Below are 15,186 nucleotides of genomic sequence, written 5' to 3'. Positions count from 1 at the left end.
CTTTCTATTCCCGCTCGGCGCCTTCGCCCAGCAGCAGATGGCCCAGCCAGCTGACCACGCCGATCACGATCGCGCCGAAGACGCCGGCCCAGAAGCCGTGAACGACCAGCCCTCGCAGCAGCATCGCCACCAGGCCCAGCATGGCGGCGTTGACCACCAGCAGGAACAGACCCAGCGTCACCAGGGTGATCGGCAGGGTCAGCAGCACCACGATCGGCCGCACCACCGCGTTGACGACCCCCAGCAGCACCGCGGCGATGGCGATCGTCTGCCAGCCCGAGGCGCTGATCCCCGGCACGATCCGCGACGCCAGCCAGAGCCCCAGCCCCGCGAATAGCGCGCGCAGAAGAAAACCGGTCATGCCGAGGCCTCCGAAAAACAAGCGCGACCGTGACGCTCTCGAAAGATGCAGACAAGCCCCGTTCGCGTTGTCGTGGGCCAAATGTCGACAAGACGACGGTCAGCCTGTTCAATGCGACGTACTGTCAAGCACCGGCCTAGGCCGTCTGGAGCCGCCGCCGTGACCGCAGCATTCTCGTCGCACGCCCCAATGCTGGACAGGCTTGACGCATGACGGCCGCGCCGACGCCCGAGCAGATCCAGGCCTGCGATCGCGAGCCGATCCACATCCCCGGCGCCATCCAGCCGCACGGCGTGCTGCTGGCGCTGGACCGCGAGGGCCTGACCGTGCGCGCCGCGGCCGGCGACGTGGCCGGCCTGCTGGGCGTCGAGACGTGTCTGGACCAGGCGGTCGGCGCCGTGATCGGCGACGACCTTGCCGGCCAGGTGGCCGCCATCTCCAATTCCCGCCCGGCCGGCGGCTTCATCGGCGTACTGCACCGGAACGGCCGCAATCTCGACCTCAGCGCCACGGTGCAGGGCGAGCTCGTCCTGCTGGAGATCGAACCCGGCCTGGAGCGGCCGATGGCCGGCTCGCAGATCCTGACCCACCTGGAAGCCGCGGCCGCCGCCTTCGAGCGCTGCCCGGGACTGAAGACGCTCTATGATCGCGCCGCCCTGGAGTTCCGCCGCCTGACCGGCTTCGACCGGGTGATGATCTATCGCTTCGGGGTCGAGGACGACGCTGGCGAGGTGGTCGGCGAGGACCGCGCCCAGCATCTGAAGAGCTTCCTCAACCACCGCTTCCCCGGCTCGGACATCCCCCGGCAGGCGCGCGCCCTCTATGTGCGCAATCTGGTGCGGGTGATCCCTGACTCGGCCTACACGCCCGCCCCGCTGGAGCCGGCGCCGGAAGGTCAGCTCGACATGAGCGACCTGGCCCTGCGCAGCGTCTCGCCGGTGCACCTGCAGTACCTGCGCAACATGGGCGTCGTCGCCTCGGCCTCGGTGTCGATCGTCAAGGACGGCCGCCTGTGGGGCCTGGTAGCCTGCCATCACAACAGCCCGCGCCTGCTGCCCTACGAGATCCGCGCCGCCTGCCGCGCCCTGGCCGGCGGGCTGGCCCGCCAGATCAAGGCCAAGGAAGAGGCCGAGACCTGGCGCGAGAAGCTGCGCCTGCGCGCCCTGGGCGACGACCTGGCCTCGGTCCTGTCGCAGTCCGACATCGGCGACCTGGCGCTGGAAGAGCACGTTCCCGACCTGGTCGCCCTGGGCGAGGCCGACGGCGTGGCCCTGTTCCGCGACGACCGCATCGAGACGGCCGGCAAGACACCGCCGCACACTGCTCTCGCCATGCTGCGCGACTGGCTGCTGGACGTCGACGCCGGCGGGGTGATCGCCACCGACCGCAGCGCCGCCGCCTTCCCCGGCGCCAGCGCCTTCAAGAGCTGGGCCTCGGGGCTGATGGGCGTGGTGGTCGAGCGCTCGCCGCTGCTGGCCGTGCTGTGGACCCGCGCCGAGGAGGTCGAGGTCGTGCACTGGGCCGGCGATCCCTACCGCACCGCCAAGGCGGCCGGCGGCGACGGGGCGCTTACGCCGCGCGCCTCGTTCGACGCCTGGAGCGAGACGGTCCGCGGCCGCTCGCGCCCGTGGAGCACCTCGCAGACCGAGGCCGCCCTGCGCCTGCGCCAGGACCTCTTGGACCTGCGCCGCGCCCGCCGCACGGCCGAGCTGAACAGCCAGTTGCGCGCCACGCTGGACGACAAGGACGACCTGCTGCGGCAGAAGGACTTTCTGCTGCGCGAGGTGAATCATAGGGTCCAGAACAGCCTGGCCCTGGCCGCCGGTTTCCTGACCATCCAGATGAAGACCATCGAGGATCCGGCCGCCCGCGCGCCGCTGGAAGAGGCCAGCCGCCGGCTCACCGCCGTGGGCCTGGTCCACCGCCGGCTCTATCGCGGCGACCAGCTGGAGACGGTGTCGCTCGACCGCTACCTCGTTGAGCTGGCCGAGGAGCTGGTGGAATCCCTGGGCCAGGAGTGGGCGCGGATGCTGCGCGTCGACGCCGCCCCGGCCACGGTCTCGACCGACAAGGCCGTGACCATCGGCCTAGTGGTCACCGAGCTGGTGATCAACGCGGTGAAGTACGCCTATGGCGGCCGGCCGGGCCGGATCGATATCGGCCTGGTCGAACACGGCGGCCGCGTGCGCCTCTCTGTCGCCGACCAGGGCGGCGGCAAGCAGGGCCCTCGCGTCGGCTTCGGCAGCAAGATGATGGACGCCATGGTCCGCCAGCTGGCCGGAACCCTGGCCTATCACGACAACAATCCCGGCGTGCGCGCCGAACTGGACGCGCCGGCGGGGTAATAGCCTTACGCCACCCAGCAGCCCCCCTTTCTTCCCGTCATTCCCGCCCTTGTAGCGGGAAACCCTGGCGCCGCTCGCAGGTGAAGCGCAAGCGCACTGCTGAGCAGTCCGCCCCATCCACCCTTGCGGCTGACAGAGGGCTTCCCGCCACAAGGGCGTGCGTTCACCAGAACCGACAAAAGCTCTCGGTGCTGATTTAGGGGAGCCATCACGGATGGGGGCCAAACTGAGCGTCGCCGAGACCAGCAGCGCGATTGAAGGGAGCTTCGCTAACTAGTCTTCCGCGATGAATTGGACATAATCCCAGCCATCTTCAACGAAGGTGAATTGAGGTAGCCCGGCTTCTTTGCGCAGGCCCTCAGCAAGCCTCCAGGCAGTGCGCTCTAACCGCGCCGCCGTATCTGTAAAACGTACTTCGCTGACCGATATGCTGTCGCCGTCTGTTTATGAGGCTTGGGGGTACAGGTTCGTCGTGTGAGCCACCTAGTAGAAGCTGCACTGGCGATCTTACAATTTTTTGGTGTAACAGTCCTAGCGCTCATCACCGCTAGCACGATCCGCCTGGTGCTCCTGTTCGCAGGCCCACGCGGCGCTGAGCTGGTGGCGGAAGCTAGGACAAGACGCGAGAGACGATGACCAACAAGACCGGCTCCAATCGATCAGTGGATGAGGCTGTGGCCGAGTCGAGAGAGGCAATCAGTGCGCTTTTGAAGAGCTATCGGTTCAAGTCGGGGGCACTCCATGCGCTCGCGAGCCTGGTCCTCGGCCGGGACGCAAACAAGCCGCGCTCGGCCGAGGACGAGCAAAAGCTGATCGACAAGCGCCGCATCTTCGCCTGGGATTGCTGCAAGACGCTCTGCCTGGCCCAAATCGGCACCAACGTCCTGTTCCCGTTGTTTAGCGGCAGTCAGACGGCCACATTGACGTTTGCGGGCGTCACCACGTCGCTGGTGTGCTCGCTGTCGGTCGCCGGCATGATCTGGTATTCTGAGTTCACGAGGTGATGTCCATGGAAGTCAGTGCAGACACCGTTCGCTGGATCGTCTTCGGCACCACCATGCTCGTCGGCGCTGCCAGCGCGGCCTTGACCGTTCAATCGCGCCGGCACGCGAACACGATGAGCCAGGTCGCAGAAGTCAAAGCAAAGCTCGATGCGGAAACTGCGCGCCTTCGTGAGGAGCTTGCGGCAGAGGCCCAGCGCATGAGCGAGGCCCAAAAGGCCCTGGGCGTCAGCATTCAGCCAGGCCAGTTGGGGCCAAGGGCATTCGCCGACGTCGTGCGGGACGCCCAATTGGCTGTTTCGGGGCTAGGTCCCGATATCGAAGTGATGACCCCCAAGGAGGTTCCTCGCTACAAGCGGCCCGCCCCGACCAAGCGTCAGGCGAAGGCCCAGGGCGGGGTCGTCTACGTCAGGACCCAATACGGTCGTGCGGCCGCGACGGCCAAGAAGAAGGCCAAGGTTGCGGCCTCAATGCTGACGGACGTTACCCAAGCCGCCGGCCTCGGGACCATCAAGTCCGAATGAGTTCAACCGCCACCTACGACGGGTTGGCGGTCCTCGGAAGCTTCCACGATTACTCTCGGGACGGCATCATCCTGTGCCTGGAGGGCGGAAAGCGCGTGTTCCTAAACAGGGACATGGCGGCCGACGCCCTCGGGGATATCATGGAGGTGCCGCTGACCAGCCACACCCTCAACGAGGCGAACCGAGACCTCTTCCGCACCCGCCCCCTCATGGAGCGGCTGAAGGGGCTGGGGGCCGAGGTGGACGCGCTGGAGGCCAAGCTCGCCGAGCAGATGGTCGATGTGCCCGACCTTCACCCCAACATGGCCGAGCTTTACCGGCGCAAGGTCGAACGGCTGAGTGAGGCGCTCAGCCAGCCCTAAGAGCGCAACGAAGCGGCCCAGGCGTTGCGGGCGCTGATCAAAGAGATCATCCTCACGCCCGACCCAAACGGGGGTCAGATTTTCGCCGAGCTTCGCAGCGAATTCGAGACCGTCCTCCAGTGGGCGCAGGGCGATGGAGGCCAACGGCTCAACACCGTTGGCGGGTTTCTCGCCGGACCGCTAGCCGTCCCAGAGGACTCTCGGGCGGGAATGACGGGCTATTATGGAGCAGGCGCCCCTTTCCATACCCCCTTGCAATTTTGAGAATGATCGTTCATTTTTTTTGAGAATGAACGTTCATTCCGCCATCGAAATGTCCAATACCTGAGCCACGGTGTCGGACATTACATTTGCGTTATCGACCTTACCTTCGCCGCAACCCGTACCTATCTCACCCATTCGAAAGTGGGCTTTAGGAGCCACGTTGGCTCCGGGCCCAGGGGATGTTGAACTCATGGCAGTGAATTCCTTGTCGGTGATGTCGCCGGACGGCGGCCTGTCGCGCTACCTCACCGAAATCCGCAAGTTCCCGATGCTGGCGAAGGACGAGGAGTTCATGCTCGCCCAGCGCTGGAAAGAGCATCAGGACAGCGACGCCGCGCACAAGATGGTCACCAGCCACCTGCGCCTCGTGGCCAAGATCGCCATGGGCTATCGCGGCTACGGCCTGCCGATCGGGGAAGTGATCTCCGAAGGCAATGTCGGCCTGATGCAGGCGGTCAAGAAGTTCGAGCCCGAGAAGGGCTTCCGCCTGGCCACCTACGCCATGTGGTGGATCCGCGCCTCGATCCAGGAGTACATCCTGCGCTCGTGGTCGCTGGTGAAGATGGGCACGACCGCCGCGCAGAAGAAGCTGTTCTTCAACCTGCGCAAGGCCAAGAGCCAGATCGCCGCCTTCCAGGACGGCGACCTGCGCCCCGACCAGGTCAGCTACATCGCCACCAAGTTGGGCGTGCTGGACAGCGAGGTCATCTCGATGAACCGCCGTCTGGGCGGTCCCGACGCCTCGCTGAACGCGCCCCTGCGCGCCGACGGCGAAAGCGAGTGGCAGGACTGGCTGGCCGACGACGACCAGGTTTCGCAAGAGACCGTGGTCGCCGAGAACCAGGAAAAGTCCATGCGGATGAGCCTCCTGGAAGAGGCCATGGTCGAACTGACCGACCGCGAGCGTCACATCCTGACCGAGCGCCGCCTGAAGGACGACCCGACCACCCTGGAAGACCTGGCCGCCCAGTACGGCGTCAGCCGCGAGCGGGTCCGCCAGATCGAGGTCCGGGCCTTCGAGAAGCTGCAGAAGTCCATGCGCGAGGCGGCCCTCGCCAAGAACATGGTCGAGGCGTAAGGCTCCCCCCTTCGCCTAGCAAGAAGGCCGCCGCGCTCCCCCGCGGCGGCCTTTTTCATGCGTGGACCGGACCCGGATCAGGCCTTGGGCGCGCACTCCCGCACCAGCCGCCGGAAGCCTTCGGAGCGGCCGCCCGGATACTCGTTCGACGGACCGTTCTCGCCGTAGAGCGAGATCATCGGCGCCGTCGCCACGGCGCGGGCCAGGGCTGGCGTCAGCGCCAGGCGCCCGACGATGCTGCGCGCCTTCGGCTCGCCCTTCAGGACCAGGTTCTGCTCGTGCTCCGTTGCCGGGTCCCTGAGGATCAGCAGCAGGTCCCGCAGATCCGTGTCCCAGGTGCGCGGATCGCCCTCGTCGGTGAAGAACTCCAGCCGCAGCGTCGCGCGCTCGCAGGTCGCGCGGAAGGGAATGCTGCCGGGGCCGGCGATGAACTCGGCCACCGCGCCGCGACCGTTCCGTCTGGGCGTGTAGCGCCACAGATCGTAGGCGTCGCCCGCGACCGCCCAGGACAGCTCGTCCAGATCCGCGGCGCGGCAGGCGGCCTTGCTGAGCGTGAAGCGGCCGTAGTTGACGGCCTTGGCCGGCGACGGCGCCAGCGCCTCGCCCCGTCGCGCCAAGTCGATCTCGACCTCGTCTCCGGACCGGCGGACACGCGCCCTCGCCGGCGCGCCCCAGTTGTCCACGAACCGCACCGTCGCGGAGCCGTCCGCCGCCAGGGTCAGGAATTCAGGCGAGAAACTCAGCACCTCGCCGCCCGGCTTCAGGCGGGAGTCGAAGGACACGAACGCCTTCCCAGGGCCGCTCGACGGCGTCCGCCAGACCAGCACGGCCACGCCGTCGCCCGGCAGTCCGGCGTCGGCCGCCTGCAGGCAGAAGCGCTCCTCGACGGGCGCGACGTAGCGCGCCACCCCGGGCGGTGACGCAGCCTGGGCCATCGAGGCCGTCATTGACGCCACCAGCCCGACGACCGCCAGCACCGCCCCGATCCGCCGCACGCCCATCTCCCCCCAAAGTTGAGCGCGAACTTGACCGCGACGCCCGCGCATCGTCAATCGCCGCCTGGGGTTGGCGCGACTTGCTGCTATGATGCCGCTGGTTTCCTCGCCTGCGCGTCACGGCCCGGTCACAAACCGCCTTTTCCTCGCCGCCGACGCGCTCTAAGAGCGTCGCCTTCGATTTTTCCGGCGCTTTCGGGCGCCAATTCAAAGACTTTCCATGACCCGTCACGAACTGAAGACCTGGCCGCAGTATTTCGCCGCCGTCCGCTCGGGCAAGAAGCGCTTCGAGATCCGCCGCAACGACCGCGAATTCAAGGTCGGCGACGTGCTGGTGCTGCGCGAGTTCGATCCCGATCAGGACGTCTATACCGGCCAGATCGAAGAGCGTCAGATCACCTTCCTGCTGTCGGAAGAAGACTACGGCGTCATTCACGGCTTCGTGGCCATCGGCTTCGGCGACGTGGTGCACCACCCGAGCGCCGCCGAGGACCACCCGCTGACCGCCGGCGAGCTGGCCGAGTGGCACGAGACCGCCGCCGCCAACGCCGCCCTGCGCGGCGAGGAAGCCCGCCGGGTGTCGCAGTCCTACACCACCACCGGCATGAGCGTCGCCGCCGACCGCCATGGCGCGGTGGCCAACCTGGCCGAAACCGACGCGGCCTTCCACGCCGCCGCCGCGCGGATCATCCGCAAGGGGTGAGGGTCTGAGGACCGTCAGCCGATGTCGCTGGCGGTCCAATCCTCACAGCGCAATCCTTCGACCCTACCGAACTCGACAAGGTTGCCGGTGATGACGGCAAGGCCACGCGAACGAGCGTGGCCGGCTATAAGCAGGTCGTATCCGCCGATCGGACGCCCGGCTCGTTCAAGGCGGGCTCGAATATCCGCAGCGTGATCGGCCGCATAGGCGTCGAAGGACAGCACCTCTAGTTTGGCGGCGAAACGCTCCACCAAGTCACGATGATGCTCGGGCCGGGCCGACTTGGCCGCACCGTGCAGGAGTTCGGTCAGCACGATCGTCGAGATGCAAAGCGCATCGGCATTGCTGTTGAATCGTTCGCGCAAGCTGGGCGGGCGATCCCTGAGCACACGGATGCACAGGTTGGTGTCCAGCATATAGCGCAGCATCAGAAGCTTTCGCGATCCTGGGCCACGGGCTGATCGCGCTCGCCGAGATCGATACCGGGCTCGTCGAAGAAATCATCCCAAAGTGCGTCGGACGGTACGATGACCCGCCGGTTTCCTTCACGCAGCACGGTCACCGAGCGAACGCCTTCGGGAAAAGCCACTTCCTTGGAAAGTCGAACGGCCTGAGAGCGGTTCGATTGGAACAAGGTGGTCTTGACCATGAAAGATCCCCACTTTGGATATACAGATAGTATATCCCAAAATTCCGCGACCGCCTACACCCCGCCCTCATCGCCGCGTTCCAGGCCGGCCAGGGTCGCCTCGCCCGGCGTTTCCTCGTCGCTGACCTTGCGCAGCACGGCCTGGCGCAGGGCGTAGGCCAGCATGGCCGCCAGGATCAGGGCGTTGAGCACAAACGGGGCCCAGCGCACGGCCTCGTAGAGCAGCACGAACAGCGGCGCGACCACCACGTTGAGGCCGTTGATGGCGGCGATGGCGCCGGCCGCCCCGGCCTGGTCCTTGGCCTCGACCGACAGCGACGCCCCCGCCGTGAAGCCCGGCCGCGCGAAGCCATAGCCCAGCGACGACACCGCATAGCCGATGGCCACCGCCGCATAGTCCGGCGCGAAGGCCACGACCACATTACCCAGGGCCGCCACCCCCACGCCCCAGCGCATCAGTTCGCGCGGGCCCATGGCGAACATCCGGATCAGGCCCCACTGCGCCAGCAGCCCCGCCACCGCCCCGGCCGCCATGGCCAGGGTGATGAAGCCCTGGGCCTTGACCGGCGCGACGCCCAGCTTGTCGATGATCAGAAAGCCCAGGGTCTGGGTCTGGGCCGTCTGGCAGGTGGCCACCAGGAAGCCGAAGATCAGAAAGGGCATCAGGCGAGGGTCGCGCCACAGGCTGTCGCCCCGCCGCAGCGACGGAAAGGCCAGGCGAGCGCGGGGCTGGACCTCGCCCCCGCTGGCCGGACGCTTGGCCTCCTCCAGGCCCCGGTGCACGATCCACATCATCACCGCCGCCAGCCCGGCGAAGGCGAACATCGGCCCGGCCAGGCCCACCACCGGCAGCACGAACAGCGGCGCCAGCAGCGGTCCGACCACCGTACCCAGGCCGAACGCCCCGGCCAGAGTGGCCATGGCCTGAGTGCGCTCCTCGCGCCTGGTGCGCTCGGCCAGATAGGCCTGGGTTGCCGGATTGGCGGCCGAGCCGAACAGGCCAAACAGCGCCCGCGCCAGCAGGAACAGCACGAACACCAGCATCGGCGGGAAGAGGTGGTGCAGCCCGGCGCTGACCACGAAGGCGCACAGGGTCATCGACACGCAGAAGCCGCCCAGCCCCAGCAGGATCAGGGGCTTGCGCCCCCGCACATCCGACCGCTTGGCCCAGAACGGCGAGGACAGCGCCCACAGCAGGGCCGACAGCGAGAAGATCGCCGCCACCATGGCGTCTGGGATGCCGATCTGCCGGCCGATGGCGGGAAGGACGGACAGCATGCCCGTATTGCCCAGCGCCGTGGCCGCCGACACCCCGAAAAGGATGGCGAAGGCCCGCCGGTTGACCTGTTGATCTTGAGCGGCGGCAGACATCGAACAAACGTTAGAGTGCGTTCGTCCCGAGGGGAAGCCCAAGGAAATCCCCAGCGATACCGGGACGCTTTGCCGCAACCCTGGGACGCCCCGAATTAAGGGTCCGCTCATGGCGCGGGCGCGTAGTGGGGCCATGCTGCGTCACATCTCCGTCCCCCACAAACTGCTGCTGGCCTTCGCGGCCATGATCACCATCTGCGGCGCGGCCAGCGCCGTGGTCGCCCTGGACCTGTGGTCGCTGCGCAAGGCGACCGAGATGACCGACGACTCCATGGCCTTGACCATGGCCAGCGCCCGCATGCAGGCCGCGGCCCTGGAGCAGCAGAACGCCATCCTCGGCTATGTCGCCTCGGGCGCCAGCGAGCACATCAAGCGCTTCGACGTGGCCGAAAGGGCCCTGGAGGCCGACCTCGACGCCCTGCGCAACGCCGACGCGGCCGGCGACTACGCGACCGCCGCCGCCAAACTCTCGGACGCCCGCAAGCAGTACAAGGCCGAGGCCCAGGCCCTGATCGCCATGGCCGCCACGCCCGAGGGCCGCGCCCAGGCCGCGACGCGGACGGAGGCCAGCGACCGCCTGGCCGACCTGCGCAAGGTGCTGGCCGAGGTCGAGGCCCAGGAGCATCGCGACGAGGTCGTGCGTTCGGCCAGCCGCGAGCGGGCCTTCGGGCGCGCCTTCCTCGGCATCGTGGTGGGCGGGATCCTCGGCCTCCTCGCCTCGCTGGGCCTGGCCTGGCTGCTGACCCGCGTGCTGGGCCGGCCGGTGACCGCCCTGACCGGCGTCATGACCCGCCTGGCCGGCGGCGACAACGGCGTCGAAGTGCCCGACGTCGACCGCCGCGACGAGATCGGCGCCATGGCCAAGGCCGTGCTGCGCTTCAAGGACGCCGCCATCGAGAAGATCGCCGTCGAGCGTCAGGTCGAGATCGAGCGCCAGGCGGCCGAAGCCGCGCGCCAGTCCGCCGAGGCCGAACGCGAAGCCGCCCGCGTACAATTGGAGGCCGTGGTAGACAGCCTGGCCGGCGGCCTGCGCGCCCTGGCCCAGGGCGACCTGACCCGCCGCGTCGACATCGCCTTCCCCGCCGAATACGAGCGCCTGCGCGCCGACTTCAACGCCGCCATCGCCCAGATGGAGGACGCTCTGAAGGTGATCGTCCGCTCGGCCGGCGGCATCGAGGCCGGCAGCGACGAGATCGCCTGCGCCGCCGACGACCTCTCCCGCCGCAGCGAGCGCCAGGCCGCCAGCCTGGAGGAGACCGCCGCCGCTCTCGACGAGATCACCGCCACCGTCCGCCGCAGCTCGGCGGGCGCCAAGAGCGCGGCCATCGTGGTGGGCGCGGCCCGCAGCGACGCCCAGCGCTCGCGCGTCGTGGTCGGCGACGCCGTCGGGGCCATGACCCGCATCGAGGCCTCCTCGCGCGAGATCGGCCGCATCGTCGGGGTGATCGACGAGATCGCCTTCCAGACCAACCTTCTGGCGCTCAACGCCGGGGTCGAGGCCGCCCGCGCGGGCGACAGCGGCAAGGGCTTCGCCGTCGTCGCCATGGAGGTGCGGGCCCTGGCCCAGCGCTCGGCCGAAGCGGCCCGTGAGATCAAGGTGCTGATCGCCACCGCCGCCCGCGAAGTCGAGCAGGGCGTGTCGATGGTCGGCGAGACCGGCCAGGCCCTTCAGGCCATCGCCGACAAGGTGGGCGAGATCGACGGGCTGGTGGGCGAGATCGCCGCCTCGGCCGCCGAGCAGTCGGCCGGCCTGTCGGAGGTCAACGGCGCCATCAACCTGATGGACCAGACCGTCCAGCAGAACGCCGCCATGGTCGAGCAGTCCACCGCCGCCAGCCACAGCCTCAAGACCGAGGCCGCCACTCTTTCCCACCTGATCGGCCGCTTCCGGGTTGGTGGCACCGCTGCGGCTCGCAAGCCTTCGAGAGCGGCATAGGCCCTGCGTGGTCCCCGCCCTTCGACAGGCTCAGGGTGAGGACCATTTGCGGGTCAAGGCGGTGGAAAAACCTCATCCTGAGCTTGTCGAAGGACGAGGTTTTCGCCCCGGCGGCGACCGCCGCCCAATTCGTCGGCCTGCGCTCAGCCGCCGCACGGACCTGCAAACCGCCGATACCTTGGATTAATCATTAACAGCCATGATGCGGGCTGAATTCTTCGGGGCCTCCTGACGTCATGTTCCAGATCATCGGCATCGTGCTGCTCTTCGGCCTCGTGTTCGGCAGCTACCTGATGGGTGGCGGCAAGATGGACGTCATCATCGAGGCGGCCCCTCACGAACTGATGGCCATCCTGGGCGCGGGCGTCGCCGCGTTCCTGATCTCCAACTCGATGACCGTCATCAAGGCCACCGCCGGCGGCTTCGGCAAGATCTTCGCCGGTCCCAAGTGGAAGGCCGGTGACTATCGCGACCTGCTGGCCCTGCTGTTCCTGCTGACCAAGACGATGAAGTCCAAGGGCGTCATCGCCCTGGAAAGCCACATCGAAAAGCCGCACGACAGTTCGATCTTCTCGCGCTACCCGAAGATCTCGAAAGACCACTTCGCCGTCGACTTCATCTGCGACACCCTGCGGATGATGACCATGAACCTGGAGGATCCCCACCAGGTCGAGGACGCGATGGAAAAGCAGCTCGAGAAGCACCACCACGAGGCGCTCGAGCCGGCCCACGCCCTGCAATCCATGGCCGACGCCCTGCCCGCCCTGGGCATCGTCGCCGCCGTGCTGGGCGTCATCAAGACCATGGGCTCGATCACCGAACCGCCCGCCGTGCTCGGCGGCATGATCGGCGGCGCCCTGGTCGGCACCTTCCTCGGCGTGTTCATGGCCTACGGCCTGGTCGGCCCGATGGCCGCCCGCCTGCAGGCCGTCGTCAACGAGGACGGCGCCTTCTACAAGATCATCCAGGCGGTGCTCGTCGCCCACCTGCACGGCAACGCCGCCCAGATCAGCGTCGAGATCGGCCGCGGCAACGTGCCCAGCGTCTGCCAGCCCAGCTTCGTCGAGCTGGAAGAGGCCCTGTCGCAGATCCCGGCAGAGGGCTGAGCCCGCTCCGACCGTCCGCGTACGGCCAGATCACGCGCCCGTGATCTTTGCTTGCAACGGGGCGTGAAAAGCGGTTCCTTGCCACCATGGCGCCCGGCTCCCACGCCGGGCGTTTCCATTTAGACGTCGCAAGGGATGCCCCGATGACCACCCAAGTCCTCCGCAAGATCCTCATCGCCGGCGCGGCCATGACCGCCCTGTCGCTGGCCGCCTGCGGCAAGAAGGACGAGGCTCCCGCCGCCGACGAGAAGGCCGCCGCGGCCGCCGCCGCCGGCGCCAGCGAAGTGACCGCCGCCGACGCCGGCTCGGCCGAGGACCAGGCCGCCGCCGACGCCAACAAGGCCGCCGCCGACGCCGCCGCCGAACCGGACGCCGTCTCGGCCGCCGAAGGTACGGCCCCGGCCGCCGCCGCAGCTCCTGCCGAAGAGAAGAAGACCGAAGGCCACTGAGCCTTTTCAGGCCTTTTCGAGCTTCGACTATCCGAAGGGCCGTCCGCGAGGGCGGCCCTTCTTCTATGATGGCGCCATGACTTCCGACTCTTCAGACACCGCCTTGGACTCCCCGCTGATCTGGCGCGAGGACGGCCTGCCGCAGTCGCGGCTCTATGGCGACGTCTACTTCTCCAGCGCCGACGGCCTAGCCGAGACGCGGGCGGTGTTCCTGGAAGGCTGCGGCCTGCCGGGCGCCTGGGCGGGGCGCGACCGCTTCGTGGTCGGCGAGCTGGGCTTCGGCACGGGACTGAACATCGCCGCCCTGCTGGATCTGTGGCGGCGGGAGAAGCCGCCGGGCGGGCGTCTCAACATCTTCTCGATCGAGGCCCATCCGATCACCCGCGACGAGGCCGCCCGCGCCCTGGCCGTCTGGCCGGAACTGGGCGAGGCCGCCCAGGTGCTGCTCGACCACTGGCCCAGCGCCGCGCGCGGCTTCCACCGCATCGACCTGCCCGGTTTCGACGCGGTGCTGGACCTGGCCGTCATGGACGTGGCGGAGGCGCTGGAGGCCTGGAGCGGCGCGGCCGACGCCTGGTTCCTCGACGGCTTCTCGCCGGCCCTCAATCCGGCCATGTGGAGCGAGGAGATTCTCGCCGCCATCGCCGCCCGCACAGCGCCCGGCGCACGGGCCGCGACCTTCACCGTCGCCGGGGCCGTACGCCGTGGCCTGGCCGCCGCCGGCTTCGCCTGGGAAAAGCGCCCCGGCTTCGGCCGCAAGAAGGAACGGCTGGAAGCGACCTTCCCCGGCGAGCGCCCCGCGCCGCGTCGACCCAAGAGCCTGACGATCGTCGGCGGCGGCGTCGCGGCGGCCAGCCTGGCCCGCGCCGCCCGGGTCGAAGGCCTGACCGTGACGGTGATCGACGCCGGCCGCGACCCGGCCTCGGGCAACCCGGCCGCCCTGGTCACCCCGGCGCTGGACGCCGGCGGCGGCCCGCGCGCGGCCTTCCCCGCCCAGGCCCTGGCCCGCGCCGCCGCTCTTTACGAAGCCATCCCCGACGCGGTGCTGGCGCGCGGCGTGCTGCGGCTGACGACCGGCCCCAAGGATCCCGACCGCTTCGCCGCCATCACCGGCCAGGAGCTGTTCGCCGCCGGCGAAATGACCGTCTTGGACGCCGGGACGGCGAGCGCCTCTCTGGGCGAGCCGGCGAGCGGCGCGCTTTCCATGGCCCTGGCCCGCGTGGTCGAACCCGCCGCCGTCCTCGCCGCCTGGCGAGGCGAGGCGATCGCCGCCGAGGTCGCGCGGATCGAGCCCAGCGACGACGGCTGGCGGCTGCTCGACGAGGCCGGCGCGGTCCTGGCGACCACGGACGCCGTCGTGCTGGCCGGCGGCGCCGACCTGGTCCGGCTGTGGCCCGAGGCGTCCATCCGCCCGGTGCGCGGCCAGACCAGCTGGACCGGCCACATCGACACGGCGATCACCCCCGCCGCCTTCGGCGGCTACGCCGTTCCCACCCGCGAGGGCGGCGTGCTGTTCGGCGCCACCCATGACCGGGGCGAGACGGCGACCGAGCTACGCGAGGCCGATCACGCCCGCAACCGCGCGGCCCTGGCCAAGGGGCGGCCGGACCTCGCCGCCCGCCTCGCGGATAACCCGCTCGACGGCCGCGCCGCCGTGCGCGCCACGACGGCCGACCATCTGCCCCTGGCGGGCGCGGTTCCCGGCGCGCCGAAGGGCCTCTTCGTACTGGGCGGCCTGGGCGGACGAGGCTTCACCACCGCCCCGCTGCTGGCCGAGCATGTGGTGGCGCTGATGCTGGGCGCGCCGTCGCCGCTGCCGCGGGCGCTGGCGGGGTTGGTGGAGCCCAATCGCTGATCCCTCTCCCCTTGCGGGAGAGGGTGGCCCGCGAAGCGGGTCGGGTGAGGGGTCGAAAGCCCTATCCGCCGCGAACGGCGGGTCGACCGGGTGGGGCCTTGAAGTTCTGAGAGACCCCTCATCCGTCGGCTTCGCCGCCACCTTCTCCCGCAAGGGGAGAAGGATCAAAAGCAAAAGGCCCCGGAGT

Annotated in this window: 15 protein-coding genes; 10 read left to right on the top strand and 5 right to left on the bottom strand. The window is 68.9% G+C overall.

Annotation, left to right across the window (positions count from 1 at the left end; translation table 11 throughout):
* Positions 1–4: 4 nt before the first annotated feature.
* Positions 5–361: a phage holin family protein gene (locus tag AC2YHT_RS22095; RefSeq protein ID WP_487292024.1), complete on the bottom strand. Its 357-nt coding sequence runs from the start codon at positions 359–361 to the stop codon at positions 5–7.
* A gap of 209 nt (positions 362–570) precedes the next feature.
* Between AC2YHT_RS22095 and AC2YHT_RS22090 the strand changes: the two genes are divergently transcribed.
* From AC2YHT_RS22090 to rpoH, 5 genes are all read left to right on the top strand, one after another.
* Positions 571–2,706 carry a histidine kinase dimerization/phosphoacceptor domain -containing protein gene (locus AC2YHT_RS22090; RefSeq protein ID WP_487292023.1) on the top strand — a complete coding sequence of 712 codons (2,136 nt, stop codon included), beginning with the start codon at positions 571–573 and terminating at the stop codon, positions 2,704–2,706.
* 632 nt (positions 2,707–3,338) lie between these two features.
* A complete protein-coding gene (locus AC2YHT_RS22085) occupies positions 3,339–3,710 on the top strand; it encodes a hypothetical protein (RefSeq protein ID WP_487292022.1) in 372 nt (123 codons plus the stop codon).
* Positions 3,710–4,231: a hypothetical protein gene (locus AC2YHT_RS22080; protein WP_487292021.1), complete on the top strand. Its 522-nt coding sequence runs from the start codon at positions 3,710–3,712 to the stop codon at positions 4,229–4,231. Before AC2YHT_RS22085 ends, AC2YHT_RS22080 begins: the two co-directional genes overlap by 1 nt.
* A complete protein-coding gene (locus AC2YHT_RS22075) occupies positions 4,228–4,593 on the top strand; it encodes a hypothetical protein (protein ID WP_487292020.1) in 366 nt (121 codons plus the stop codon). The genes AC2YHT_RS22080 and AC2YHT_RS22075 overlap by 4 nt, the downstream gene beginning before the upstream one ends.
* A 454-nt stretch (positions 4,594–5,047) precedes the next feature.
* The gene (gene rpoH / locus AC2YHT_RS22070; RefSeq protein ID WP_487292019.1) at positions 5,048–5,935 is read left to right on the top strand and encodes an RNA polymerase sigma factor RpoH; all 888 of its coding nucleotides are present in this window, start codon (positions 5,048–5,050) and stop codon (positions 5,933–5,935) included.
* Between the two features lie 77 nt (positions 5,936–6,012).
* Here the strand turns inward: rpoH and AC2YHT_RS22065 are convergent, their stop codons facing one another.
* Positions 6,013–6,930 carry a hypothetical protein gene (locus AC2YHT_RS22065; protein WP_487292018.1) on the bottom strand — a complete coding sequence of 306 codons (918 nt, stop codon included), beginning with the start codon at positions 6,928–6,930 and terminating at the stop codon, positions 6,013–6,015.
* A gap of 220 nt (positions 6,931–7,150) precedes the next feature.
* Here AC2YHT_RS22065 and AC2YHT_RS22060 point away from each other — a divergent pair, with 220 nt between their 5' ends.
* Positions 7,151–7,633, top strand: coding sequence for an ASCH/PUA domain-containing protein (locus tag AC2YHT_RS22060; protein ID WP_487292017.1), 483 nt, complete (start codon positions 7,151–7,153; stop codon positions 7,631–7,633).
* A gap of 14 nt (positions 7,634–7,647) precedes the next feature.
* Here AC2YHT_RS22060 and vapC read toward each other — a convergent pair whose 3' ends face one another.
* From vapC to AC2YHT_RS22045, 3 genes are read right to left on the bottom strand one after another with little or no spacing between them, the layout of a single operon-like run.
* Positions 7,648–8,061 (bottom strand): type II toxin-antitoxin system tRNA(fMet)-specific endonuclease VapC, encoded by a 414-nt coding sequence (vapC, locus tag AC2YHT_RS22055; RefSeq protein ID WP_487292016.1) that lies wholly within the window; start codon positions 8,059–8,061, stop codon positions 7,648–7,650.
* On the bottom strand, positions 8,061–8,282 hold the full coding sequence (gene vapB / locus AC2YHT_RS22050; RefSeq protein WP_110121377.1) for a type II toxin-antitoxin system VapB family antitoxin: 222 nt from the start codon (positions 8,280–8,282) through the stop codon (positions 8,061–8,063). The genes vapC and vapB overlap by 1 nt, the downstream gene beginning before the upstream one ends.
* A 54-nt stretch (positions 8,283–8,336) precedes the next feature.
* Positions 8,337–9,653, bottom strand: a complete 1,317-nt coding sequence (locus tag AC2YHT_RS22045; RefSeq protein ID WP_487292015.1) for an MFS transporter — start codon at positions 9,651–9,653, stop codon at positions 8,337–8,339.
* A 133-nt stretch (positions 9,654–9,786) separates the two neighbouring features.
* Between AC2YHT_RS22045 and AC2YHT_RS22040 the strand changes: the two genes are divergently transcribed.
* The 4 genes from AC2YHT_RS22040 (at position 9,787) to mnmC2 (ending at position 14,999) form a co-directional block, all read left to right on the top strand.
* Positions 9,787–11,589, top strand: coding sequence for a methyl-accepting chemotaxis protein (locus AC2YHT_RS22040; protein ID WP_487292014.1), 1,803 nt, complete (start codon positions 9,787–9,789; stop codon positions 11,587–11,589).
* A gap of 236 nt (positions 11,590–11,825) precedes the next feature.
* The gene (motA, locus tag AC2YHT_RS22035; protein ID WP_487292013.1) at positions 11,826–12,695 is read left to right on the top strand and encodes a flagellar motor stator protein MotA; all 870 of its coding nucleotides are present in this window, start codon (positions 11,826–11,828) and stop codon (positions 12,693–12,695) included.
* 143 nt (positions 12,696–12,838) lie between these two features.
* Positions 12,839–13,144, top strand: coding sequence for a hypothetical protein (locus AC2YHT_RS22030; RefSeq protein ID WP_487292012.1), 306 nt, complete (start codon positions 12,839–12,841; stop codon positions 13,142–13,144).
* A gap of 76 nt (positions 13,145–13,220) precedes the next feature.
* A complete protein-coding gene (mnmC2, locus tag AC2YHT_RS22025; RefSeq protein ID WP_487292011.1) occupies positions 13,221–14,999 on the top strand; it encodes a tRNA (5-methylaminomethyl-2-thiouridine)(34)-methyltransferase MnmC2 in 1,779 nt (592 codons plus the stop codon).
* Positions 15,000–15,186 lie beyond the last annotated feature (187 nt).

The sequence above is a fragment of the Caulobacter sp. SRI_008 genome, from assembly GCF_057586355.1.
This window is presented reverse-complemented; position numbering and strand designations above follow the sequence as displayed.

Excerpts from the sequence above, each read along its gene's own strand:
- AC2YHT_RS22095 (WP_487292024.1), bottom strand. The coding sequence starts at position 361 with ATGACCGGTTTTCTTCTGCGCGCGCTATTCGCGGGGCTGGGGCTCTGG.
- AC2YHT_RS22090 (WP_487292023.1), top strand. The coding sequence starts at position 571 with ATGACGGCCGCGCCGACGCCCGAGCAGATCCAGGCCTGCGATCGCGAG.
- AC2YHT_RS22085 (WP_487292022.1), top strand. The coding sequence starts at position 3,339 with ATGACCAACAAGACCGGCTCCAATCGATCAGTGGATGAGGCTGTGGCC.
- AC2YHT_RS22080 (WP_487292021.1), top strand. The coding sequence starts at position 3,710 with ATGTCCATGGAAGTCAGTGCAGACACCGTTCGCTGGATCGTCTTCGGC.
- AC2YHT_RS22075 (WP_487292020.1), top strand. The coding sequence starts at position 4,228 with ATGAGTTCAACCGCCACCTACGACGGGTTGGCGGTCCTCGGAAGCTTC.
- rpoH (WP_487292019.1), top strand. The coding sequence starts at position 5,048 with ATGGCAGTGAATTCCTTGTCGGTGATGTCGCCGGACGGCGGCCTGTCG.
- AC2YHT_RS22060 (WP_487292017.1), top strand. The coding sequence starts at position 7,151 with ATGACCCGTCACGAACTGAAGACCTGGCCGCAGTATTTCGCCGCCGTC.
- vapC (WP_487292016.1), bottom strand. The coding sequence starts at position 8,061 with ATGCTGCGCTATATGCTGGACACCAACCTGTGCATCCGTGTGCTCAGG.
- vapB (WP_110121377.1), bottom strand. The coding sequence starts at position 8,282 with ATGGTCAAGACCACCTTGTTCCAATCGAACCGCTCTCAGGCCGTTCGA.
- AC2YHT_RS22045 (WP_487292015.1), bottom strand. The coding sequence starts at position 9,653 with ATGTCTGCCGCCGCTCAAGATCAACAGGTCAACCGGCGGGCCTTCGCC.
- AC2YHT_RS22040 (WP_487292014.1), top strand. The coding sequence starts at position 9,787 with ATGCTGCGTCACATCTCCGTCCCCCACAAACTGCTGCTGGCCTTCGCG.
- motA (WP_487292013.1), top strand. The coding sequence starts at position 11,826 with ATGTTCCAGATCATCGGCATCGTGCTGCTCTTCGGCCTCGTGTTCGGC.
- AC2YHT_RS22030 (WP_487292012.1), top strand. The coding sequence starts at position 12,839 with ATGACCACCCAAGTCCTCCGCAAGATCCTCATCGCCGGCGCGGCCATG.
- mnmC2 (WP_487292011.1), top strand. The coding sequence starts at position 13,221 with ATGACTTCCGACTCTTCAGACACCGCCTTGGACTCCCCGCTGATCTGG.